Raw genomic sequence first — 23,126 nt, forward strand, 5'->3', positions numbered from 1 at the left:
CGACTGAAAACTGGGAGCGCATCTGTGAATTGGCCAACCGTGATTTACAACGAAGAGGTGATGAGAGAAGGTTTCGGAATAGAAGACGTGTGCATTCCTCTGGAAGCCAAAGTGGCGTTTTTAGATGCACTCTCCGAGACCGGCTTGAAACGGATAACAGTCGGCGCTTTTGTCAGCCCGCTCTTCGTTCCACAGATGGCTTGCTTTGAGGAACTGTTGCGCGCATTCCACCCGAAAGAGGGCGTGACGTACTTGACCTTTATTCACAATCAGAAGGCCAAGAAGCGCGCTGAGCAATATTCTCCCCCTCTGACAATCGAAGAGGAGTTCTGTACGCTGTTTCTCGATATCTGCGACGTTCATCAGCGCAGAAACGTCAATCGCTCGGTCGAGCAGATGATGGAAGGTTGGCCAGAGGTCATTCAGGATGCAAAGGAACGTGGCATCAGCAAAGCCCGCATTGGAATCGGCTCCGCGTGGGGTTCCAACTTCTTGGGAAAGTTTTCTCAGGATTATCGCTTTTCTTTTCTCGAGCGGCAAATGGCCTTGTTAAATGCGGCCGGAATAGCCGTCGTTGAGATCGCACTGCACGATTCGCAGAGTTGGTGCTTGCCTCCCGAGATGGAGGAGGATCTCAAAAAAATCAAACTTCGTTGGCCCGAGGTCAAACAGTTCAATCTGCATATGCATAACGCGCGCGGCATGGCGCTGCCTGCGATTTATACCGCCTTGCGCACTCTGGATAAAGACGACACTGTGATCATTGAGGGAACGCTCGGAGGAATCGGAGGCGGGCAATTCGGCGGGAACGGTCGTGCATCGGGAATGGCGGCGACCGAGGATGTCATCCATATGCTGGAAGGACTGGGCATCGATACCGGCGTGGATCTGGATAAGATCATCGACTGCGTATGGATGCTGGAGAAAATTATTGGTCGCGCCGTATTTGGTCACGTGGCTAAGGCTGGCCCAAGACCAATGCATCCGGATGCATTTTACGATCCGAACATTCCGGGTTTAGAAAGTCTGGAAGCGGCCAAGCATTTTAAGTTGGGGCCGCAAGCATACCAAAAAGAGGGTTACACCCCGTGGAAGCATCCTATCTCTGGTCCTTACTATCAAGGGCCGCGAGAATCTATAAATGATGGACATAAGGAGAAGACAAATGGACTTTAGTTATTCTGATGATCAAGAGATGATCCGCGATTCGGTGAGGAAATACGCTGAGGCGGAACTTCTTACCCAATACAAGCGATGGGACAGAACCGGTGAGTGGCTGACCAAGGATTTCATGGACAAGCTGATCAATATGGGATTGTTGCGGTTGCGCCTTCCAGAAAAGTACGGTGGTCAGGGTTATTCGTTCGTCGACTGCGGGATCGTGTGTGAGGAGATTGGTCGTTGTGACCATAACATCCGGTACATCATCAGCAACGCCATTCACCTCGGTGAAATGGCTTCGTCCATGGCGCCAGAGTTGCAAGAAGAGTGGATTCCACGTATTGCCAACGGCGAAATGATGTCGCTGGCCTTCACCGAACCCGGCGGTGGTGCCGATGCAGGCAACATCACAACTAAGGCAGTTAAGGATGGCGATCATTACATCATCACCGGCGAGAAAACCAGCATCACCTTTTGTGGGGTCTCGAAGGTGGTGTTCGTCTCGGCTCGGACCGGCGGACCCGGACCTCGGGGACTTTCATTCTTTCTGGTTCCAACCGACACGCCTGGCGTTACCGCCACGCCTTTCGAGCGCATGGGACAACGGATTGATCGTGCGGGTAGCTTCTTCTTTGACAATGTGCGGATACCAGCACGTAATATGATCGGCGAGGAGAACCAAGGTTTCATCTGGGCGATGACGATCATCGGTTACAACCGCAATTTCGTTCCATTGGCTTGTATCGGCGCTGCCCAAAAATCCCTCGACGAAACAATCGAGTACGTCAAGATCAGACAAGTTATGGGGCGTTCACTTTCAAAATGGCAAGGCGTGGCAAACGAACTGGCAATGGAGGCAACGAAGCTGGAGGCGGCACGTATGTTGTGTTACCGCGCTTTGTCATTGAAGGACAAGGGACTGCGCCATGATAAAGAATCGTCGATGGCCAAGTGGTGGGGCGTGAAGGCGGCCAACGAAGTCCTTTATACGTGTATGCGTTTGCACGGCCATTACGGTTGGGCGAAAGATTTGCCGTTCGAGCAACGACTTCGGGATTGTCTGGGAATGGAGTCTGCGGACGGACCGCGTGAGGTGCATCTGGGCATCATTGCGCGTGACATACTCGGGAAAGAATTCGCCCCATTTTGAACCAACACCACATTGCAATATAAATGCATGGAAATCCGCCCGATGATGGGATCACGCGCACAATCGGATGCTGTGATGACGGCGGGGACTAACAGCAAGAGGGAGTACTTATGAAGCTCGAAGGCATCCGTGTCATTGACCTGTCGCGCTTTCTGCCCGGACCAATGTTGACGCAGTTCATGGCCGATCACGGCGCCGAGGTCATCAAGATTGAGTCAGTCGACGAGGGCGAGCCGACTCGCGCCGTTGGCGAGATGCGCGACGGGGTCAGCGTATTCTTTGCCAACTCCAGCCGCGGCAAGAAGAGCCTGGCGCTAGATCTAAAGCAACCGGCCGGACTGGAGGCATTGATGCGGCTGATCGAGGTCTCGGACGTCGTCATTGAGGCGTTTCGGCCCGGCGTGGCCGGCCGCATCGGCGTCGGCTATCAACAGATCAGCGCGCGCGCGCCGCACATCGTATATGCATCAATCTCTGCCTTTGGGCAGAGCGGTCCGTACCGTGACCTCGCCACCCACGACCTCGCGATTGAGGCGATGGCCGGTGTGCTGTCGCTGAACCGGGGCAGGGATGGCGAGCCTGCAATTCCCGGATTGCCGGCAGCAGACATGCTGGCGTCGATGGTCACGCTCTCAGGCGTGATGATGGCGCTGCTTCGTCGCAAAGAAACCGGCCGCGGGGATTTTATCGACATGGCAATGGCTGATTGCTTGCTTGCCGCTATTCCCAACAACCTCGACACAGCGATGGCGGGGAGACGTCAACCTAACGTCCCCGAGGCGCGCTCGCTCGGCGGCAACGCGCTCTACGCCATTTACGCTACCAAGGATGGCGACTGGATCGCGCTCGGCGGGCAAGAGATGAAATTCGCTGTCAATCTTCTCACCATGCTGGGCCGGCCCGATCTGATCGATATATGCAAGCTGCCGCCAGGTAAGGGGCAACATCCTGTGCGTGACTTTCTGGCAGAGACCTTTCGCACTAAAACCAAGAGCGAGTGGGTGGCCTATTTCAAGGGTCGAGATATACCCTTCGCACCCGTGCAAACGCTGCCTGAAATGCTCGAAGACGCCCACTTCAGGCAGCGTGGTGCTGTCATAACCGATGAACGTGGCTGGGACCATATCGGCAATCCAATCCGATTCACGGACGAACCGGGACACACACGCTTCGACGCGCCAGCGCTCGGGCAACATTCGGCAGCGATCTTGCGTGAACTGCACTATTCGGAAGGTGAGATCGCAAAACTCCAGGAGGATGGCACCATCAAAGAAGCAACACAGGAAGATATCTCGCGTCATACCGGCTCGGACAAGACGATACCCATTGGCGGCGCTGCGTAAATCTGCATCTTGAAAATTCGGGCTTTTTTGGGTTGTGATGCAACTAGCGACATTTGTTTAATCAATGTCGTGATGTTGCATCGCTTTAGGTGACTTGTGCTGCATTTTAGGTGATCGATTTGTTTTAGCTGTGCATGCGCAAACGCCTTATGGCGAACTAGCCTTGCTGGATTCGGTGGCGAAATTTGCGTTCTCCCATTGTTGTCACCAGATAGGTAAAAGAAAACTGATATTTCGAATGTCAACGATTGCAAAGAAGGATTATCTTTTGTTAAAAATGGTGGCCTTCGGGTAATTGTTCCCATCTTTTTTCGCCTTGTCATTGTCATTATTTAATCTCAAAAGTAGTGAACGTCGCTGCTTACGGAATGCACACAAACGCTTGCTTTTTCACGTTTGAAATCGTCAAAAAATCAGGCCAATTTATCTACCTAAAACGATTTTCCATTTATCGTTTAATAACGACATGTGCTAATATAATTTGCATGACAAATACTGTAACCAAGCCCCGCAAAACCACTACTACGGTATCCCGTAAACCTCAAAAAGCCGCCGCTACAGTAGCAGAGGCATTACGCCGTCAAATTGTCACGGGTAAGCTCAAACCTGGCGACAAGTTACATCCCGAGAACGTACTACAAATCGAATTCGGCATCTCGCGTCCAACGCTTCGCGAAGCGTTGCGCCTTCTCGAATCTGAGTCGCTCATCACCATCGCCCGCGGCAGACACGGTGGGGCACGTGTGAACTCAATCGATGTCGGTGCCGCGGCCCGCCAAGTCGGTCTGTTTCTACAAATCGAAGGCACGACACTAGAAGACATATGGCTCGCTCGCATCGTCATTGAACCACCAGCCGCCGGATTGCTGGCGGCGTCGCGCAACCCCATCGCCTTAGCTGAGCTTGAGGCAAACATCGCCGAAGCACGCGAGGCCGCGCAGTCTGATCTGATACGCTACGCCGATCTCAGCGCTGAGTTCTCAATGCTTATTACTCGCCACTGCGGCAACAAAACGATCCATCTTCTCGCTTCACTAATCTACAACATCATCCGCCGCCAGCACGAGCATGTAACAGAACGCACAATCGAAAAAGCCAGTGTCGACAAGCTACGTCAAGACAGCATCAAAGACCGCCAAAAAATGGTGAAGCTGATGCGCAGCGGCACGCCCGCCGCCGCCGAGAAGTTTTGGCGCACGCATCTGGAACACACCCGCGACCTGGTCATGAGCGCATATAGAGCGCCAAGAACGATTGATGTGTTGAATGAGCCGATTGGTGAACTGCGTGCGGTTGGGATTGTTAAGCGACCTGCGCGTCTGGCCCAGTGAATTCGAAGACTGCAGCGCTGATTGATGGAAAGTATCCGACGCTGTTTTACATCAAAACTGACAGTAAAACTCACGGTTAAATCGTCTCACCTGAGTACGGCCCGGCTCTACCGCAGGTTGTCATCAGATGGGAATCCCGTCCCTCGCTGCTTGTCGGCTATCCTCGACGCGATGGGACTTCATATCGGGGTGCAATTTTTACCGACTTCATCCGGACGCGCTTAAAACGGTGGCGTCTATACTAAAAATTAGATGTGGTAGTCTTACGCGAATCTGACCGCCTGCCGATTAGGTGGATCAACTTGATAAGAATTTATAAACCATCAAAGATTATTGGGAGTTTTTCATGAAGCCATATGTCATCTGTCATATGTTGTCCTCCATTGATGGACACGCGCTCACTGACGGCTGGGCGCGCCCTTTTAAAAAAAATGCTGGCGACCTGTATGAGAAGCTTGCTCAGCAATTCAAGTTCGATGCATGGATCTGCGGTAGGGTCACAATGCAGGAAATCGCGCACGGTGACGATTATCAGAGAGGCCTGGCCAAAGCACCCGTTCCACGCATTCATTATTTTGCCAACCGCAATGCGGACTGCTATGCCATCTCAATTGACCCTCACGGCAAAGTGGCTTGGAAGAGCAACGTAGCGCTCGCTTCGCATGTCGTCGCGGTTGTGACAGAAGCGGTGTCGGATGATTATTTGGCCTATCTGAAATCCATCAACGTGTCTTATATTTTTGGTGGCAAGACAGAAATTGATCTGGCCCATGTCATTGCAACCCTTGCAAATGAACTTGGCACTAAGCGTCTTATCGTCGAAGGCGGACCCGCGGTGAGCGGGTCATTTGTAAACGCAGGGCTTGTCGATGAGGTCAGTGTTCTTATCTTGCCGCTGATTGATGGACGTGGTGAGCATCCCGCATCGTTTGAGATCGCCAAAGATGTCTGGTCGCAGCCAACTTACCTTACATTAGAGTCGGCAGATATCCAAGAAGGCGGCGGTGTGTGGTTGCGCTACAAGAAGCAGTGATGTCCCAAAAAAATAGCATTTTTGGGATTTTAATACGTGCATCCCTCAATTTTGATGCGCAGTATAGAAAGTGTCTGCAAATCGGCAGCATCGCTGAACCAGCAGTAAGCCTGGACCTTAGCTAAGGTATGGCCAAAACACACCAGATCCACCGGATCAAATGAACGGCGCACTGCGGGATACCGGTCAGAGTTGCTATTTCTTAATGGAAAACCTGGCGGGTTACTCCTGGCGTGTTGTGTACCAAATCAACATCCTCCAGGGCTTGCCTCAATTGAGGTCAATCTGCAAACAATACGAAAGCCAGAAGTCATTGAATTCGCAGCAATTACGCCTGTTTTAGCTGCGGTTTGCTTGTATTTTGCTTCGGTAATGCGCGAAGTAAAGTTGATACATCCTTCAAATTCGAGGTAATACCGCTAAATTGTAAAATTAGGCGGGGATCCGCAAGATGCCTGGTTCACATCCGCTTTTCACTTATCCAAGCGATAGTGCGTCGAAGGTGCGCCCGGCATTCCGAGGTGTGAGTACCCAAATTCGGGCGTCGCATAAAGTTGTTGACCCCGCCGCATGTGCAACTTTGTACGCCCCTTGTCAGTGCCTGTGTATGTCCGTTTTAACTCGTTTAACCTTATACCTATCGAACGCCCATAAAAAAAGCGCGTAAGTCTTTGAAATCAAAGACTTACGCGCTATGTTCTTGGCGGAGAAAGGGGGATTCGAATATACCCAATCACCTTACTCTATAACGCTCTTTTAAAAACGCTGTCCAGATGCTGTCAATTCCCTATTTTGATGAATGTTTTTAGAGAGGGGACTCGAATCCCCGGTTAGAAATACCATCTATGGCGACTGCTCACTATTGATGCGCCTGGAGCCACTCACGCAATGCGCCATTCATTCTGGTTTGCCAGCCATCGCCTTCACGCTTAAACGCGTCGACAATATCAGTATCTAAGCGCATTGTTATTTGTTCTTTCGTGCCGCTCCCTAAAGGACGACCGCGTCCTCGCACAGGTTTGAGTTCCGATAATTGCGCGTCATTCAAAGGTAGGTTATCTAGATCTGTCAATGCGGCCGCGGTGATTGCAGCATCTTCTTCCGCTGTCGGATAAATAATTTTACGTTTGTTCATCATAGAATTTCACCTCTCGCAAATTTGCCTTTCTAAGGCTGATCATTCGGCGGCCTTCAGGCCGATCTACAAATGCCGCACTATAAGTTTGACCGTTTAATTCTGCTAAACAGCATTGACAATTGACGCGGTTCGCCGTAATTATTTCGCCTATCTGCCCATATTAATGCAATTTCCCAGTCTAATTTTTCCGCATCTGCCAGTGAGACCCCGTGTTTGCCTACATTTACAACATCTTTAATAGCGTCAAATGTTATTTCCATCGTTTAATTGTAGTTACGAACGTAATTCAAATCAAGTAATATTTGTAGCTACATTTAATAACGAGGGAGTTTGAACCTGTCACTTTATGGGCCCAGGTGCATCAAACTGCGTCACGCTGATGTAGGCAGAATTCTTCCATGCCCCACGCTGAGCGGGATTCTGGCGATGCAGCAGGGTGCGTTAACTCAAGTGCATCTAAAGAAGCCCGCAGGCGTGGTGGGTAGTGCGCGGCGGCGGTCAAAGGTGATAATATAGCTGTATATTCATACAGTATAATTAAATGCCCCATGAGCCCCCTCGACTGCACGCAAGCGTGCGCACCAGTTAGCCTCGCGCAATATGCCCTTGCGGCGGCCATCGCCCCCGAGGCTTGCCCTGTTCCGTTGTTTCTTATTAAGATACCTGCAGGTTTCCCATCCCCCGCGGCCGACTACGTGGAGGAAGGTCTCGATCTCAACACATACCTCGTGAAGCATAAAGCGGCGTCGTTTTACTTCACAGTTGAGGGCGATAGCATGACTGGCGCGGGCATTCTCGCTGGCGACCGGGTATTGGTGGACCGCTCGATTGAACCTAAGCACGGCCATATTGTTGTGGCGGTCATAAGTAACGAATTCACCTTGAAACGCCTTTATCGCCGCCGTGGAGTAGTTGAACTGCGTCCAGAGAATCCAGCCTATAAGGTCATTGTCGTTAGTGACGACGATGATTTACAAATATGGGGCGTGGTTGCAGGGGTCGTTCGGAAGTTTGCTGTCTGATCATGGGCGCACCGCATTCCCAGTTATTCGCCCTGGTCGATGTCAACAATTTCTATGTCAGTTGTGAGCGCGTTTTTAATCCCCGGTTGGAAGGCAAACCGGTTGTCGTCTTATCGAATAATGATGGTTGTGCGGTGGCGCGCTCAAATGAAGTGAAGGCGCTCGGTGTCAAGATGGCCGCGCCGTGGTTTCAATTGCAGGATTTGGCACGCAAGCATGGCATCATTGCACTATCATCGAACTACACGCTTTATGCCGACATGAGCAACCGCGTCATGACCATTTTGCGCGACTACAGTCCTGATGTTGAAGTGTATTCCATCGACGAGTCATTCTTAAGTCTCAATGGTATGGCCGGTCATTGGCCGACATTGACCGACATGGGCCAGACCATACGGCATCACGTTAAGCAGTGGACAGGCCTGCCCGTCTGCGTCGGGATTGGTCCTTCCAAAACATTATCCAAGATGGCCAACCATATCGCCAAGAAACAAACGCCATTCAATAGCGTATGTGATCTGGCGGGTATGCACAGCGATGATGTTAACGAAGTCCTTAGTCACATTGATGTCGGTGAAGTGTGGGGAGTCGGTCGTAAGATAAGCGATAGGCTGCGTAACATGCACATCGACACAGTGCAAAAATTACGAACGACCTCCCCAAAAGTCCTGCGCGACCAATTCGGTGTCGTGATGGAACGTACCTGCAATGAACTACGTGGCATCTCTTGCATGGCGCTAGAAGAAGTTTCGCCGCCTCGCAAACAGATTGTCTCGTCCCGTTCCTTTGGTGCAACCGTGATGACGATCAAGGAATTGGAAGAAGCCATATCGATGTACATGGCGCGAGCTTCCGAAAAGCTTCGCGGACAGAAATCCGTGTGTGGAGCGATTCACGTTTTTGTGGAGACCGACCGTTTTCGCTTGGATGACGCTCAATACAACAATGGCATTACCATCCCGTTACCGGATTCGTCAGATGATGTGCGCACACTCACCGGCTTCGCGCTCAACGGATTGAAGCGCATCTTTCGTGATGGTTATAAATACAAAAAAGCGGGTGTAGTCCTGATGGACCTTTATTCTGGAAACATCAAACAGGGAAACTTGTTTGATGCTTCCCACACCGTAAAGCATTCCCCTGCGGTCATGATTGCGCTCGATGCGCTAAATGCACAATACGGCCGAGATACTGTGCAACTCGGTTCTGCCGGAGGTCTCGGGCGCTGGGCGGCGCGGTTTGACAATAAAACCCCTAGGTACACGACTGACTGGGGAGAGCTGCCAAAATTAAAATGAAGGACGACTTTTCACCAAAGCTTGTCCACCATTAGATTTGGTCGGTGGGGAGTGCCCCATCTTTCTGGACGTGCGCGCAGGAGCGTTGCACGCCGCTTATTCACGACGAAATCCGCTCAATCATAGACGGATCACTCCTCCCGGCTCGATTAACCTCCGTCGACACCATGAACCACTCAAAGCTATCTGGGCCGAGCGCGCGGAGTCGGGCGATCCGTTCCGCCTGTTCTTCTGGCAAACCGTTGTCCATCCACAGCAAAGCATCCTTAGCCGCCAACACAACCGGACGCCGGTCGTGTACGTCGACCAATCCGCCTTCGGCTGCAGCGGTAACGATCACAAAACCCGAACCTTCCTGTAATTCTCGGTCCGGTCTAAAATCCGTCATGGCCGCGAAGAACATCGGGCCATCGTTTTTCAGTTTGATGTACCAAGGCTGCTTATGTCCTTTTTCGCCAGTCCACTCAAACCATCCTTCCCCGGGAATAATCGCGCGCCCTGATTTGAACATCGCCCGAAACGCCGGACCGGTCGCGGCTTTCTCCAGCCGCGCATTTATCATCATCGGTAGCTTTCTTTCGACCGCCCACTTTGGACGAAAGCCCCATGGCACTGAATCAACGGCGCGGGTGCCGCCAAATTGATGAACTAACAGGGGGGCGCTGCCGGGTGGCACGTTCCAGTTAGATTGCCAATCATGTTCGCGATAGTCAGCGTCCGTCCAGCCCAGCTCTTTAGCGTAGGATTCGGCCGTTCTTGTCTGTGTGATGCGTCCGCACATAGCTGTTCTACTCCGGTTGAGGGTTAGGCTTTACATATCAAATATAACGTAAGCACCACGAGCAAAACGAAATTAATATCAAAGGCATTTGTGACAATTGGCCTACCAATCAATTCCTACATAAAAAAAATGAGGGTTTACCCGATATAAATTCGAAGTAAGTTTGATATTATTTTGACATCTAAAAAGTACCGGACAGCCGCCAAGTTTCCTGGCAGAAATCAACTATTTTCTCGTTTTCCCAAGAATAGTCATGATCAAAATTAACCACGCACTGTCCTTATTAGCGGACGATCACAAGAAAATTGGATCGATGTTTTCTCAATTTAGGGCGCTTACCAAAGACCAACGGCAGGAGAAAATAAAGCTCATCGCTGCCATTTTCCGTGCGGTAGCCGTGCACGCCCAAATGGAGGAAGAAATTCTATATCCCGCTATCACAAGCGAAATTAGCGATAAACGCTTTGCAGATGAGGTATTGGGAAAGCTCACTGCCACCAAATTGCTAATTACCAACTTAGAACACATGCATCCAAATGACCCCCTTTATGATGAAAAAGTAAGAATGTTGGAGACAATTTTCTTTGGTCACGTTGAGACAGAGGAAGGCCAGTTATTTTCACAAATACGCGAAAGTAAAATAGATCTTATTGCCATCGGGGAAGATTTGGCTATCTTTAGGGACGAATAATTAACGCTTTCCAAAAAAAATCTAATCGACCGCAATCTAGGAATTTTAATGATATTAGTGGCTTGAAACGCGTTTAGGTGGGTCTTAGACTTGATTAGCTAACTTGCTAGTTCCGTTCAAAAGTTAATCTGCTTGTTCTAACGCTCAGATACCTTACACCACGCAAAGTACTCGGATCGCAAATGAGTCTCTCGGGCTATCTCGTCCGCCTGCGCCATAGACAGATCGTTGTTCATCCAGAGCCACGCGTTTTCCGCAGTCAGCACGATAGGTCGTTGGTCAGTGCCAGTAGATTTATTTTTAGTAAGGGCGGTAGTGACAATCAGAAAACCTGTGTCTTCAATAGCGCAGTTGACTGGCCAAAAATCCGTTATCGCAGCAAGAAACATGGGAGTATCGTTTTTCAACATGACGTACCACGGCTGTTTGTTCTCTTTCTCGCCAGCCCATTCAAACCAGCCGTCCGCAGGGATAATCGCGCGGCCAGACTGAAATAACGGGCGTAACGCCGGACTAGTGGACACCGTATGTAGCGAGGCATTGATTAGCATAGGCATTTTTTTCACCATTGTCCACTTAGGGTGATATCCCCAATGAACGGATGCAAAACTTCTCTTGCCAGCTAGTTCATGCATCAATAATGGTGAGCTGCGCGCGGGCACATTCCAGTTTGGTTGCCACTCCGGCAAAACAATATCGTCTTCTGCCCAGCCCATCGCTCTTGCATATACGCTAGCAGTCTTTGACTGAGCAATACGTCCGCACACAGCCTTCTCCCAAAAACAGAAAGTTATATTTTATGCAATTAAATATACTGTATCTCAAAAATCCAATCAAGCAAAATATAAAGTTAAAAAGGCTTTCCAGCGCGTAAAAAAGCGGCTTGTTCCCTATCGTAGTCATTACGACAATCCACGCCACAAAAGCACCTTGATAACGCCACCGGTTCATCGCAATAGGCACAATGGCCATCCGCCACCATCACGTTATTCTTTCGTGCCGCCGCCAATGATTGCCTTATGGCGAGCTCTATCACGTAGTCGGCGCGGTCGGCAATGTCGCTCATGCTGAGACCCTTTCAGTTGTTTTTGCTTCACCGGTCACAAGGATGTATTCGTCGAACTTCACAACCTCCTGTCCGGCCCAGTCATTGATGGCTAAAAATTGCGATTGCAGCGGGACCAGTTCATTGCGGGCGAACACCCGCGCTGCTGGTTCGACGGCTCCGAAGCCACCGGTGTTATTGGGCATGATGCCGAGCAGCTGGGGTGGCACGCGGTGCGCGGCCAGCACATCATCGCGGGTCACGCCTTTGATGTTGAAGAATTCATCCTTCGCTGCCACGTCCGAGACTGGCAGAATCTGAATACCGTCTTTCTTACCGTTCGGTGCGTACATGAACAGATTCCTAAAATTGCCCGGCCCCTTGCTGTCGCGCATGGCCTGGCGCAGGTTGTCCACGTCCGCATTGTTTGCCGCCGCGTCGGTCATGTAAAAGATGAATCCGGCGTGGGAGCCGTTCTTGTAATACTTGCGCCGGAATAACGTCGCGGCTTCGTTGAGCCATGCCGACTGCAAGGCACTCAGATATTGCGGCACACCGTAGACTTCCTGATTCACGTCGGGGTCCATCAGGTGGCACAGTGAGCCGGTGCGAAACGCGTATTCTTCCTGCCAGCCGCGCACGAAATAATACTGGTCCAGATCGCGCCCGCGCCGCACGTATTTGGCTAGCGCATGCGCCAGCGCCAACAGCTTGCCGCTGCGGCTGACCCGTTTCTCCAGGTACGCATTGCCAAAGGTTAAAAAATCCAGCGTCAGCCGTTTGAACGCATCGCGTGACAGTAGAGGTGTCGGCACAAACGTCGAGGTCAGGATGTTGGCTTTGAAATAGATCGCGCTGCTGTGGTGGACGCTGGAGTTAAACGATTTTGTCAACCCGGCATAATTGACAGGTGGCTCATACCAGCGCCCGTTCGACCAGCATTCCAAACTATCGAGGATCTCGGCGTGATCGAGTACCGGCGTCGGATCGCCAAACGTGAAGGCTTCGAAGCCGGATGCGGCGGGCGGCGCATGCTCGGTTGTGTCTGTCGTCGCCATGGAAGTTGCCATATTGTCGGCGCGGGATCGCGCACGTTGCTTATTGCTCATGAGGTATAAATCTCCATAAAGGATTGGGTATTGGAATGACCGCCTTCAAACGGCTCGTGGTCAAGTGCATGCATACACGCCCACGCCAGATCGGCATGGCCGGTGGCATCGGTGCGACTTGCTTCGTAGGTGGCTTGCCGACCGCTGGCGGTGAGCGTTTTATGGATCGCCATAAAGGCCTGCGCGATATCGATCGATCCGGCGTCGAATTCGAGCCGGGCTTTACTGATGATGTTTTTAGCCTTTAACACCATGCGGGTCTTTACCTCGACCGAATAGGTGATGGCGGTGGCGGCAGGGAAAAACTGGCGCACCAGCGGAAAGACGCCTATCCCCATGCCGGTGGTATCGATGCCGATGTATTCCACGTTATAACGGAGCGTCATTTGCCGGATGGCTTCGGCCTGTGCTTCGAAATCCATATCACGCCACTGATGGCGCTCCAGGATGCGAAACTTGCCACCAGCGACCAAGGGTGGGGCCAGCACTACGCATCCGGCGCTGTCGCCCGTCAATGACGGGTCGTAACCGATCCAGACTGGCCGGTTGCCAAAGGGACGTGTCGCAAACACTTTAAAATCCGACCACTCGACCCAGGTATCGACCATGCAGCGCTGCAATTCCATCAATGGAAAAATCGATTGCGTATCATCGATAAAATTGCACATCAGCAGGTTTTCGAACTGGTCCGGGCTGTATTCGAAATTACGCAATTCGTCGATATCGAATAGATTGCAGCCACCGCGCTCGGCGTCCAGAATGGTGACGATCTGGCGCCAGATTTTGTCCTCGCCAGTGAAGCCCGCCGCCAACCGTTTGTGCGACAGATCGATGGCGATTTGATTCGCCACAGCGCGCCGTTTATTGAATCCGTCGCCGCTCCAGAACGGATAGGCCTGATGCGTAATCGACGACGGTGTCGAAAAGTAGGTCTTGCGCCATTGCTTATGCAGCGCCATGCCGGACGCCACTTTGTTCAACTCGGCAAAGTTATGCGTCCAGAAAAATTCATCGAAATAAAAGTTGCCGTGATAGCCCTGCGCGGTGCGCGCATTGGTGCCGAGGAAATACAGGTGAGCGCCGTTCGGCAAGATGATCGGGTCGCCTGTTAATTCCACGTTCGCCGCCTCCCGCGCAAACTGGAGGATGTATTGCTTAAACACATGTGCCTGCGCTTTGGAGGCGGATAAAAAAATCTGATTACGCCCGGTTTCAATCGCATCGGCCAGCGCCTCGCGGGCAAAATACCAGGTCGCGCCGATCTGCCGCGATTTGAGAATCACCCGCGTACGCTGGTCACTGTTGCGGTGCCAGACTTTCTGATAATCAAACAATGAGTCTTTGAATGCGTCCAGCAATTGGATGCGCTGTTCGTCACTGAAGTCGTTACGGATAGGCTTCTTCTTGGGTCCTGCGTTGCGGTTCGCCAGCTTCGGATTGAGATCCACTTCGTTCCCGCCCGGCGCTTCATAACGGCGCACGCGGGCAGTCTGCACCACCTGACGCATTAATAAATCGATCTCTTTAAAATCACCGCCGGATTTGCCGTCTTTGCCGATCAGCTGCACTAAGCGGGCGTCCAGTGCCGCTTCCACCTTTTCCAATACGGGCGCACTGTCCCAGCTATCGCGCTGCTTCCAGCTTTCGACGGTGGAACGTTTCAGTTTCAGGTAATCGGCGACGGCCGAAATTTGCCATCCCTGCCAATATAAAAATTTGGCGAGTCGGCGCGGATCCGCTTTGGGATCAGTTTCAATGAGGGAGAGAGGGGCGATTTCTGACATGCCGCAAGCGTAGGGGTCACGCGCGTAGAACGCTTCTAGCAAAGCGCCACTAAGCGTCTTACTAACCCCCTGCGCATTGAATCAGGGCGCGCTGTCGTTGACCATGGCGACATCTGACCACTTTTACGCTGACCAGCGCACACCATGCCTACTAAATCCACATTTTTCCGTGTCGCCATCGAAGGTGCGACCACCGACGGGCGCGAGATCACGCGCCAGCAAATTGCGCAAATGGCGAAGACCTTTAATCCCGACAAGTACGGTGCACGGATCTGGATGGAGCATATCCGCAGTGCGCTGCCCGATAGTCCGTTTCGTGCCTACGGTGACGTGACCGCCGTCAAAGCCGAAGAAATTCAACTCGATGGCGTGACCAAACTGGCGCTATTTGCGCAGATCGACCCGACCCCGTCGCTGGTGGCCATGAGCAAAGAACGGCAAAAGATTTACACCAGCATTGAGATCAATCCCACGTTTGCTGGCAGCAATGAGGCTTATCTGGTGGGTCTTGGCATCACCGACAGCCCGGCCAGTCTCGGGACCAGCGTCCTGACGTTCGCTTCCACCAGCGCCATTAACCTGTTTGCAGAACGCAAACAACATGCCGATAACGTATTTTCTGAAGCGGTCGAAGTCACGCTCGAATTTGAAGAGATCGCCAATCCGGTACCCAGTAAATTTACGACGACCATCAACAATATCCTGAAACGTTTTACCCAAAAAGAAAACGGGGACGATGCCCGTTTTAACGATGTCAGTGAAGCCTTAGAAGCCGTCGCGCTGCATGCCAGCGACACGGCGCAATCGTTCACCACCCAATTCACCGCCGCACAAAAGCAGATTGCCGCACTGCAAGAGGAACTGGCGGGCGTAACGTGCGCGTTCGACACGTTCAAACAGCAGATGGAGTCCCAGGACGGTAACCCCTCCAAACGGCCAGCCGCGACCGGTGGCAGCGGCATGGACCAGACCGAGTTTTAAGCGCGCATCGCTAGTGAACGCAAGGTTCCCTTTAACCAAACATTATTGCCGGAGTGTATAAAATGAAAAAAATTACCCGCGTTGCCTTTGACCATTACACCGCCCGCCTGCAGGTATTGAACGACACGGCGAGCGCCGCGTCGACCTTTGCCGTTGCCCCGACGATCCAGCAAAAGCTGGAAACCAAGATGCAGGAGTCGAGCGAGTTTCTAGGCAAGATCAACATCATCGGTGTCACCGAACAGGAAGGCGAAAAGCTCGGTCTTGGCATCTCCGGACCGGTGGCCAGCCGCACCAACACCGCCAACAAGGACCGCCAGACCCGCGACCTGACCACGCTCGACGGCCACAAATACCGCTGTGAAAAAACTAACTTTGATACGCATATCAAGTATCAAACGTTGGATGCGTGGGCCAAGTTTGCCGACTTCCAGAGCCGCATTGCCAACGTCATCCTGACCCGTCAGGCGCTCGACCGGATGGTCATCGGCTTTAACGGCGTCAGCATCGCGGCCGATACCGATATCGTCGCCCATCCGATGCTGGAAGACGTCAACAAAGGCTGGCTGCAACACTACCGCGAACAGGCACCCGAGCGCGTCATGCAGGAAGGCAACACGCCTGGCAAGCTGTACATTGGCAGCAACGCCGAGATCACTGGCGACTATGTGAATCTGGATGCGGCCGTGTTTGACGCGATCAACCTGCTCGATCCGTGGTACCAGAAAGATAACGGCCTGGTGGTCATCGTCGGGCGTGCGCTGTTACACGACAAATATTTTCCGTTGATCAATATTAATCAGGCTCCGACCGAAACCCTCGCTGCCGACATCATCGTCAGCCAGAAGCGCTTAGGCGGCTTGCAAGCGGTGAGCGTCCCATATTTCCCGGACAATGCGATCCTGATCACCCGCTTTGACAACTTGTCGATCTATTGGCAGGAGTCGGCCCGCCGCCGTCGCGTGGTCGATGAAGCCAAGCGCGACCGCATTGAAAACTACGAGTCGTCGAATGACGCGTATGTCGTCGAAGATTTTGGCTTAGGTGCCATGATAGAAAACATTGTGCTGGTTGACGCCACGACGCCGAAAGAATAATCATGGCCCACCTTTCTCCCGCATTGCGGCACAAGGCGCGGGCGCTGGCTGCGAAAGCCGCAGCGAACGCCCCGGAAGGGCACCTGACCGCAGGCAGCGCCTACGAGCTGATGCTCTACAAGCTGGCCGAGGACCGTCGACGCCTCAAGCAGATCCAGTCCGTGAAACAAAAGATCGCGCTGAAAGCAGAAATCCTGCCCGAGTACCAGGACTGGATCGACGGGGTGCTAAGCGCGGGGAAAGGTGCACAGGATGACGTGCTGACGACGTTATTGGTCTGGTGCATCGACGTGGGCGATTATGCGCAGGCGCTACGACTCGCTGCCTATGCGATCACCCATAAGTTGACCTTACCGGATCAGTACAACCGCGATATCCCGACCATGCTAATGGACGAGTTTGCTGAAGCGGCCCTATCCGGCCAGATGACACCCGCTGTCGGCCGCACCATCTTGCCGGAAGTCATGACGCTGACCGAAAGCCGCGATGCACCGGATCAGGCGCGTGCCAAATTGCATAAAGCATTGGCCTATGCGCTGCTGGATAAAAGTGCCATCGCCGCCGATAACGTCGCCGATGCCGCACCGGCGGCGATCCATCTGGCCTTACCGCATCTGACCCGCGCCCTCGCGCTCGACAGCCGGGTCGGGGTTAAAAAAGACATTGAACGCCTGACACTGCGCCTTAAAAAAGCGGTCAAGGCATAACGCGCACCCAACGGCGCACGGCGGCGCGGGTCGATGAGTTGCACATTGATGTGACACCTCTGACGCCCGCCCACCGCCGTCTACTATGAAAGTCATCATGAGCTTTATCGCCAGGTCCCCCGTGCCATTCACGACTAACGAGACCACGGATCCCACCATCGTCGAGAACGACGGCTGGTTCCCTGCCATCGATCTGCATCACATGCGTGACGCGATGCGGCTCGACGGCACGGTCACCACGCCACGGTTAGTCCAGGCCGTGGCCGAAGCGATCCTATACGTGAATGGTGAACTGGACGCATGGCAGGACGAACAGCTAGAGAACGGCTTCAGCACCTTGGAAGTTGTCCCCGCTAAAAAGATCAACCGTGAAAGTAAGTTATTGATTCATTACCGGCGTGCCGTCTACAGCATCGCCAAAGCCGACCTGCTGGAAAAATACCGCGATTACGACACCACCGCGTCATCCATGGCCGACAAGAAATCCATGGGGTATTTGGACGACGGTCCCGGTGAACAACGGCGTAACGCGCACTGGGCGATTGCCGACATCTTGCAACGGCATCATTTAACGGTCGAGTTGATTTAACAAGGATAACCATGCTGGTCCGCACCCAACAATACGACACGCTTGATTTGCTGTGCTGGCGGCATCTGGGCGCGACCGCCAGCGTGGTCGAAGCCGTGCTGGAACTGAATCCCGGTCTGGCCGACGACGGGCCGTTTATCGCCCACGGTCGGCTCGTTACCTTGCCAGAACCGGCTACCACCGCCACACCTTCCCGCCAGACCATCAGTCTGTGGGACTAATCCGTGATTCATAAGTGAGAAACACTATGGCCGAACCCGGCAGTACCTCTTTATTCATGACCACCGCCGCAGGCATCGGTCTGTCCTCGATCTTTCCTGCGATCGATGGCAATGCCTTAATCGGTGCCTTTGCCGGTGCCACCTTGGTGGCTATTACCAGCAAGAATTTGCCGTTGTTGCAGCGACTGGTCTATATGGTCATTTCGCTGGCGATTGGTTATCTGGCCGCGCCGGAAGTCATGAACAACACGCCACTTAAACAATCCGGGGTCGCTGCCTTCTTAGCCTCGGCAGCGGTGATCGCGCTGACTCTGCACGGTATTGATCTGATCAAATCCATTGCGTTGCCGGAATGGTTGCGCAAGGGAGGACGCCATGATTGATACCGTGCAACAAGTCGTGACTGCTATCGCGTTGTGCTGTTATGGCGCGGCGTGCGGGCAACTGCTGTGCTACCGGCGCGGTCTGGCGAACTACCGGATCCACCTGTCGTCATTGGCATGGTTGCTCATTGCCCTGACCGGTAGTTGTGCCCTGGATATTCTGCTCGGTCACGCGCCGGTGTCGCTGGCGCAAGCCGGACTGGCGCTTGCCTTATGCGTCATCGTTTGCCGTGCCAGGGGCAATGTCGCCCACCTTTTGAAAGATCCGTATGGCTATCTCTAGTGACCACCTGACTGAACACTTTGCGCTGACAGAATTCGTGCGCAGCGACACCGCCCGCACCCTCGGCATCGACAACACGCCACCGCCAGCCATCGCCGTGAACCTGCGACGTCTGGCCAAGTTTGATGAGCTGGTCCGGCTCGAACTGGGCGGTGCGGCGATGCGCATTTCAAGCGGATTTCGCTGTACGGCATTGAACCGGGCGGTCGGCGGCGCACGCAACAGCGCGCATCTGGACGGGTTAGCCAATGATTTTACGGCAGTCGAATTCGGCACGCCGCTGGCGATCTGTCGCAAGCTCGAACACTCCTATTTACAGTTCGATCAACTGATCTACGAACGCGCCGGGTCCGCAATCTGGGTCCATCTGGGTATTGCGGCCGAAGGGGTGACACCACGGCGTCAGGTATTGACCATCGATCACAAAGGGACACGGGCCGGGTTATGGAGCTGATCGTTAAAATCCTCGTTGGTGTGCTGTTAATGGGTGGCATGGGAACCGTCATCGTTAGTCAACGCGCCAGCCTGATCACCGTCAGGGATCAGGCTGCACGCGCCGAGCGAGGGGTGACCGACCGCAACCGCATCATCGACACCCTAAAAGCCGTCGACGTCAAACAGCGTCAGGCGACCATCAAACTACAAGCGGCGCGGGCCAGCATGGCCGTCACTTTATCCGAACGTGAAGCCCTGATCGACCAACTCCACCATGACCTCTCCATTCGCCCTTGGGCTGTTGCTACTTTGCCTGACGCTATTGCCGGGCTGCGCCAGCGTCCCTCCCTCACCGGTGCCGACGCTTATCGTCAATGGCTGTCCGCCCGTCACCCGTTGCCAATTACCAGCAACGGCACCGACCACTAACGGCGCGTTGCACCTTGCGCTCGAACGCACCGAGGCCGCGTGGGCCATGTGTGCCGCCCAAGTCGACATGATCGTTGCATGCCAACAAGAAGAACATGATGCTCAAGCCCACTAGCCTGCAAAACCATCTGATCGCGGCCAATCCGGATTTGCGTCAGAACCCCGACAAGCTGCTGGTATTCGCCGACGAGGGTAACGTGGTCGCTACCGGATCCGCATCGCTCTCGTTTGAATACCGTTACAAGCTCAACATCATCCTCACCGACTACAGCGGCGATCCGGATGCGATCATAGTGCCGCTGCTGGCGTGGATTGCGCTGCATCAACGTGATTTACTGAATAATCCGACGTTACGACAAACCGGTATCGGCTTTGACGTGGATTTTAATAATCATGAAACGATTGATCTGTCGATCAAGCTGGACCTGACCGAACGCGTCATCGTCAAACGCGAAGGCGGCAGGCTCGCTATCCGCCATACACCCGAGGCACAACCCACGCCCGACTACAGCGACGACTTCTGGACCTTGTACCAGGGCGAGTCGTTACTGGCTGAATGGCACACGCCTGTTCAACTGGCATGAATAACGACTTGCAGGCGATAGAAGAATGGGCCAGTGCGCTGTTATTAAAACTTGCACCGGCCCAGCGCCGCGCCGTCAATAAAAAAGTCGCGCAGGATTTACGCCGTAGCCAGGTCAAACGCATCGCCAGCCAGCAAACGCCGGAGGGCGAGGCCTATACGGCGCGCAAACAACGCAAAAACCTACGGGGCAAAAGCGGTCGCATCAAACGGCAAAAGGCCGCGATGTTTGCCAAGATACGCAAACAAAAAAGTCTCAACATTCAACAAGATGCAGATCAATTATCGGTGGGCTTCTTTGGACGCGTAGCGCGCATTGCGCGGGTGCATCAGGAGGGATTGACGGACAAGGTGTCAAAGAAAGGGCCGGAAGTCCGCTATGCGGCCCGGCCATTATTGGGGTTTAGTGCTGAAGATCACACGTTGATAAGAAGCTCACTGTTACGGCATCTTGATGCAGTTTGACAATTAATTTTTCACGGAAGAAAACAGTGTTTCGATTATATAACCAAGACCATGGATAAGAAACTTAGGAATAATGGTTTGTTTAAAGATTCCAACCTATTAATGAGTGGTGCTCATCTATATTCTCCGGGAGAGGTCGGTGCTTAAAATCTTGTGGAATTCTCATTAGCTTCCCATGTAAAGCGGTCGTGCATTTACTTTCAAATTTATTATGCACACGGCTTTTACTTTTTGGATCATCGTAAATAATTTGATAACTTTTAGTAATCGTGATGTGCCCTCGATCAAACAACTTATGATGCAGAGCGTTTAACAAAATCCCGTTCCTTACGTCCATTTTCTGTTGGGAATTTGCATTTTCCCATGCCACTATATGACAGGCTTCAAGTCCCCCACCAATTGAAAATCCAGTGAATGCACATGTACCAGAATAGACCTTCACCAGCGCTGCTTTAAACAACAGCTGTTTTATTCCTCTAGTTTTGACAAGCCGAGTGATCTCTTCAGAGTCTTCGGGCGCATTCACAAGGTCTCTTAAAAGGGTTTCAATCGAATCACCAGTTGATGCAAATTCAAAGGGATTTTCTTCAGATAACCAGTCACATGACCACACAGACTCTCGTCCGTGGTCATGATGATCGGTATCAACTGCTGTAAATCCCGCTCCCAGTTGTCCTAATTTATTTACAACCAAGATAGTTAGAGGGGGAAGACCGGCCTCTAGACAATAACTTTGAATCGGGCCCAGAACGTACCTAATTGCCCGATGATGTACTCTTATTGCTTCGCCTAAGTCGCCGTACGTAATAGTAGTTCGTCTTCTAGCCACTTCTGTAAGTACTGTCCAAGCCTGAAATGCTCTTGCTGATTGATTAATTGGTTGCATAAAAATTCAAAAATAAAATTTTCAAAGAAGGATTGGCTAAATAGGCCATTGAAATGGCTGTCGACTCTATGAAAAATAGTGCCCTAAACATAAAATAACACGCAGATGCCTAGAATGCCTTTTTGATCATTAATTATTTAAATTTTTAAAAAAGTTGCGTTAATACATCAGCCCTCCAGTTCGTAATCACGAGCTCCCGGCTTGCCCCCGGCTCGCCATGCACACTGCCCAGACTATATTTAATATCCAGCCCCATCATCGTAAAACCGTCAAATGCCGCCCGGATATCAGCATGGTCGTTAATACTGACCATGACTTTGCCCTTGCAGGTGCGCATAAAGTTGGCCATCTGCTGATATTGGTCGAAGCCGAACTCCACGCCATAACCTTCGGTTTTCCAATACGGTGGATCCAGATAAAAGAATGAATGCGCCCGGTCATAGCGCGTCATGCATTCCAGCCACGGCAAGTTCTCCACATAGGTGCCGGCCAGCCGCACCTGCGCAGCGCGTAGATTCTCTTCAATCCGGCAGAAATTAATCGCCGGACCGGTAGTAGAGGTCCCGAAACTTTGCCCAGTAACCTGACCGCTAAAGGCGTGCTGTTGCAGATAGTAAAACCGTGCCGCCCGCTGGATATCGGTCAGCGTCTCCGGACGCACCAACTGGTGTTCTTTAAAAATGGCCCGACTCGTCATTGCCCAGTCAAACTGGCGCAAAAACTCGGTCATGTGATGCTGGACGACCCGGTACAAATTCACCAGTTCGCCATTGATATCGTTGATGACCTCGGTACGCGCCGGTACCGGTCGCAGAAAATACAGCGCAGCGCCGCCACAAAACACCTCGATATAACATTCGTGCGGGGGAAATAGCGGGATGAGTTTATCAGCCAGTCGGCGCTTGCCGCCTAGCCACGGAATGATCGGAATGGCATCCATATGCAGATTCTTTATCGGATGCTCGGTGGCATGCTGGTGCGGAGCGCGTGGCTCTCACAGAAGGGGTCGTAAAGTGGTTTAACGTGCCGCAACGGGGACATTTAATGGCAAGGGAAATGTACTCTCCCTCGCCGAGTTTGCGAGCACAATGCCCGCAGCGTATCGTGTTCATTTGGGTAAACCTGCGAAATATGCTAGCCTTGCGCCGCCTGTACAGGTGCGCGGCCTTGGCTTTACTTGC

29 protein-coding genes are annotated in these 23,126 nt (G+C 52.6%); 20 read left to right on the forward strand and 9 right to left on the reverse strand.

Going from position 1 to position 23,126, the window contains the following annotated elements; translation table 11 throughout:
* The first annotated feature begins 24 nt into the window (after positions 1-24).
* The 5 genes from ACXX82_RS17020 to ACXX82_RS17040 all read left to right on the forward strand — a co-directional run bounded on the left by ACXX82_RS17020 (position 25) and on the right by ACXX82_RS17040 (position 6,018).
* Positions 25-1,176: a hydroxymethylglutaryl-CoA lyase-like TIM-barrel protein gene (locus ACXX82_RS17020; RefSeq protein ID WP_322236940.1), complete on the forward strand. Its 1,152-nt coding sequence runs from the start codon at positions 25-27 to the stop codon at positions 1,174-1,176.
* Positions 1,166-2,311 (forward strand): acyl-CoA dehydrogenase family protein, encoded by a 1,146-nt coding sequence (locus tag ACXX82_RS17025; RefSeq protein WP_322236942.1) that lies wholly within the window; start codon positions 1,166-1,168, stop codon positions 2,309-2,311. Before ACXX82_RS17020 ends, ACXX82_RS17025 begins: the two co-directional genes overlap by 11 nt.
* Positions 2,312-2,421: 110 nt before the next feature.
* Positions 2,422-3,654: a CaiB/BaiF CoA transferase family protein gene (locus ACXX82_RS17030; RefSeq protein WP_323507268.1), complete on the forward strand. Its 1,233-nt coding sequence runs from the start codon at positions 2,422-2,424 to the stop codon at positions 3,652-3,654.
* 485 nt (positions 3,655-4,139) lie between these two features.
* Positions 4,140-4,985 (forward strand): FadR/GntR family transcriptional regulator, encoded by an 846-nt coding sequence (locus tag ACXX82_RS17035; RefSeq protein WP_322236948.1) that lies wholly within the window; start codon positions 4,140-4,142, stop codon positions 4,983-4,985.
* Between the two features lie 346 nt (positions 4,986-5,331).
* On the forward strand, positions 5,332-6,018 hold the full coding sequence (locus ACXX82_RS17040) for a RibD family protein (protein ID WP_322236951.1): 687 nt from the start codon (positions 5,332-5,334) through the stop codon (positions 6,016-6,018).
* 859 nt (positions 6,019-6,877) lie between these two features.
* Here the strand turns inward: ACXX82_RS17040 and ACXX82_RS17045 are convergent.
* Positions 6,878-7,156 (reverse strand): BrnA antitoxin family protein, encoded by a 279-nt coding sequence (locus ACXX82_RS17045; protein ID WP_458563312.1) that lies wholly within the window; start codon positions 7,154-7,156, stop codon positions 6,878-6,880.
* 548 nt (positions 7,157-7,704) lie between these two features.
* Between ACXX82_RS17045 and ACXX82_RS17050 the strand changes: the two genes are divergently transcribed.
* Together ACXX82_RS17050 and ACXX82_RS17055 are read left to right on the forward strand one after the other, a co-directional pair.
* Positions 7,705-8,178 (forward strand): LexA family protein, encoded by a 474-nt coding sequence (locus ACXX82_RS17050; protein ID WP_458563313.1) that lies wholly within the window; start codon positions 7,705-7,707, stop codon positions 8,176-8,178.
* Between the two features lie 2 nt (positions 8,179-8,180).
* Positions 8,181-9,476, forward strand: a complete 1,296-nt coding sequence (locus ACXX82_RS17055) for a Y-family DNA polymerase (RefSeq protein ID WP_458563314.1) — start codon at positions 8,181-8,183, stop codon at positions 9,474-9,476.
* A 100-nt stretch (positions 9,477-9,576) separates the two neighbouring features.
* Here the strand turns inward: ACXX82_RS17055 and ACXX82_RS17060 are convergent, their stop codons facing one another.
* A complete protein-coding gene (locus ACXX82_RS17060; RefSeq protein ID WP_458563315.1) occupies positions 9,577-10,257 on the reverse strand; it encodes an SOS response-associated peptidase in 681 nt (226 codons plus the stop codon).
* Positions 10,258-10,510: 253 nt separating this feature from the next.
* On the opposite strand from ACXX82_RS17060, the gene ACXX82_RS17065 reads away from it, so the two are divergent.
* Complete coding sequence (locus ACXX82_RS17065) at positions 10,511-10,948, forward strand: hemerythrin domain-containing protein (RefSeq protein WP_458563316.1); 438 nt, start codon at positions 10,511-10,513, stop codon at positions 10,946-10,948.
* A 137-nt stretch (positions 10,949-11,085) separates the two neighbouring features.
* On the opposite strand, the gene ACXX82_RS17070 is transcribed toward ACXX82_RS17065, so the two are convergent.
* The 4 genes from ACXX82_RS17070 to ACXX82_RS17085 form a co-directional block, all read right to left on the reverse strand.
* Positions 11,086-11,715, reverse strand: a complete 630-nt coding sequence (locus ACXX82_RS17070) for an SOS response-associated peptidase family protein (protein ID WP_458563317.1) — start codon at positions 11,713-11,715, stop codon at positions 11,086-11,088.
* 83 nt (positions 11,716-11,798) lie between these two features.
* On the reverse strand, positions 11,799-12,014 hold the full coding sequence (locus ACXX82_RS17075) for a hypothetical protein (protein WP_458563318.1): 216 nt from the start codon (positions 12,012-12,014) through the stop codon (positions 11,799-11,801).
* Positions 12,011-13,102 (reverse strand): phage portal protein, encoded by a 1,092-nt coding sequence (locus ACXX82_RS17080; protein WP_458563319.1) that lies wholly within the window; start codon positions 13,100-13,102, stop codon positions 12,011-12,013. The genes ACXX82_RS17075 and ACXX82_RS17080 overlap by 4 nt, the downstream gene beginning before the upstream one ends.
* Positions 13,099-14,886, reverse strand: coding sequence for a terminase ATPase subunit family protein (locus tag ACXX82_RS17085; protein ID WP_458564015.1), 1,788 nt, complete (start codon positions 14,884-14,886; stop codon positions 13,099-13,101). The genes ACXX82_RS17080 and ACXX82_RS17085 overlap by 4 nt, the downstream gene beginning before the upstream one ends.
* Positions 14,887-15,030: 144 nt before the next feature.
* On the opposite strand from ACXX82_RS17085, the gene ACXX82_RS17090 reads away from it, so the two are divergent.
* From ACXX82_RS17090 to ACXX82_RS17145, 12 genes are all read left to right on the forward strand, one after another.
* Positions 15,031-15,867, forward strand: a complete 837-nt coding sequence (locus ACXX82_RS17090; protein ID WP_458563320.1) for a GPO family capsid scaffolding protein — start codon at positions 15,031-15,033, stop codon at positions 15,865-15,867.
* Positions 15,868-15,929: 62 nt separating this feature from the next.
* Positions 15,930-16,964 carry a phage major capsid protein, P2 family gene (locus ACXX82_RS17095; RefSeq protein ID WP_458563321.1) on the forward strand — a complete coding sequence of 345 codons (1,035 nt, stop codon included), beginning with the start codon at positions 15,930-15,932 and terminating at the stop codon, positions 16,962-16,964.
* Between the two features lie 2 nt (positions 16,965-16,966).
* Positions 16,967-17,671: a phage terminase small subunit gene (gene gpM, locus ACXX82_RS17100; RefSeq protein ID WP_458563322.1), complete on the forward strand. Its 705-nt coding sequence runs from the start codon at positions 16,967-16,969 to the stop codon at positions 17,669-17,671.
* A gap of 121 nt (positions 17,672-17,792) precedes the next feature.
* On the forward strand, positions 17,793-18,260 hold the full coding sequence (locus ACXX82_RS17105; protein ID WP_458563323.1) for a head completion/stabilization protein: 468 nt from the start codon (positions 17,793-17,795) through the stop codon (positions 18,258-18,260).
* An 11-nt stretch (positions 18,261-18,271) separates the two neighbouring features.
* The gene (locus ACXX82_RS17110) at positions 18,272-18,481 is read left to right on the forward strand and encodes a tail protein X (protein ID WP_322235763.1); all 210 of its coding nucleotides are present in this window, start codon (positions 18,272-18,274) and stop codon (positions 18,479-18,481) included.
* A gap of 26 nt (positions 18,482-18,507) precedes the next feature.
* Positions 18,508-18,864, forward strand: a complete 357-nt coding sequence (locus tag ACXX82_RS17115) for a putative holin (protein WP_458563324.1) — start codon at positions 18,508-18,510, stop codon at positions 18,862-18,864.
* Positions 18,857-19,147, forward strand: a complete 291-nt coding sequence (locus ACXX82_RS17120) for a phage holin family protein (protein ID WP_458563325.1) — start codon at positions 18,857-18,859, stop codon at positions 19,145-19,147. Before ACXX82_RS17115 ends, ACXX82_RS17120 begins: the two co-directional genes overlap by 8 nt.
* The gene (locus ACXX82_RS17125) at positions 19,134-19,601 is read left to right on the forward strand and encodes a D-Ala-D-Ala carboxypeptidase family metallohydrolase (protein ID WP_458563326.1); all 468 of its coding nucleotides are present in this window, start codon (positions 19,134-19,136) and stop codon (positions 19,599-19,601) included. Before ACXX82_RS17120 ends, ACXX82_RS17125 begins: the two co-directional genes overlap by 14 nt.
* Positions 19,592-20,011 (forward strand): hypothetical protein, encoded by a 420-nt coding sequence (locus ACXX82_RS17130; RefSeq protein ID WP_458564058.1) that lies wholly within the window; start codon positions 19,592-19,594, stop codon positions 20,009-20,011. Before ACXX82_RS17125 ends, ACXX82_RS17130 begins: the two co-directional genes overlap by 10 nt.
* A complete protein-coding gene (gene lysC, locus ACXX82_RS17135) occupies positions 19,905-20,126 on the forward strand; it encodes an Rz1-like lysis system protein LysC (protein WP_458564016.1) in 222 nt (73 codons plus the stop codon). Before ACXX82_RS17130 ends, lysC begins: the two co-directional genes overlap by 107 nt.
* Positions 20,110-20,595, forward strand: coding sequence for a phage tail protein (locus ACXX82_RS17140; protein WP_458564017.1), 486 nt, complete (start codon positions 20,110-20,112; stop codon positions 20,593-20,595). The genes lysC and ACXX82_RS17140 overlap by 17 nt, the downstream gene beginning before the upstream one ends.
* The gene (locus ACXX82_RS17145; RefSeq protein ID WP_458563327.1) at positions 20,592-21,059 is read left to right on the forward strand and encodes a phage virion morphogenesis protein; all 468 of its coding nucleotides are present in this window, start codon (positions 20,592-20,594) and stop codon (positions 21,057-21,059) included. Before ACXX82_RS17140 ends, ACXX82_RS17145 begins: the two co-directional genes overlap by 4 nt.
* An 82-nt stretch (positions 21,060-21,141) precedes the next feature.
* Here ACXX82_RS17145 and ACXX82_RS17150 read toward each other — a convergent pair whose 3' ends face one another.
* The 3 genes from ACXX82_RS17150 to ACXX82_RS17160 form a co-directional block, all read right to left on the reverse strand.
* Complete coding sequence (locus ACXX82_RS17150; protein WP_458563328.1) at positions 21,142-21,945, reverse strand: HNH endonuclease; 804 nt, start codon at positions 21,943-21,945, stop codon at positions 21,142-21,144.
* Between the two features lie 145 nt (positions 21,946-22,090).
* The gene (locus tag ACXX82_RS17155; protein ID WP_458563329.1) at positions 22,091-22,885 is read right to left on the reverse strand and encodes a DNA adenine methylase; all 795 of its coding nucleotides are present in this window, start codon (positions 22,883-22,885) and stop codon (positions 22,091-22,093) included.
* On the reverse strand, positions 22,833-23,057 hold the full coding sequence (locus tag ACXX82_RS17160) for a Com family DNA-binding transcriptional regulator (protein WP_458563330.1): 225 nt from the start codon (positions 23,055-23,057) through the stop codon (positions 22,833-22,835). The genes ACXX82_RS17155 and ACXX82_RS17160 overlap by 53 nt, the downstream gene beginning before the upstream one ends.
* Positions 23,058-23,126 lie beyond the last annotated feature (69 nt).

It is taken from the genome of Glaciimonas sp. GNP009 (assembly GCF_054343755.1).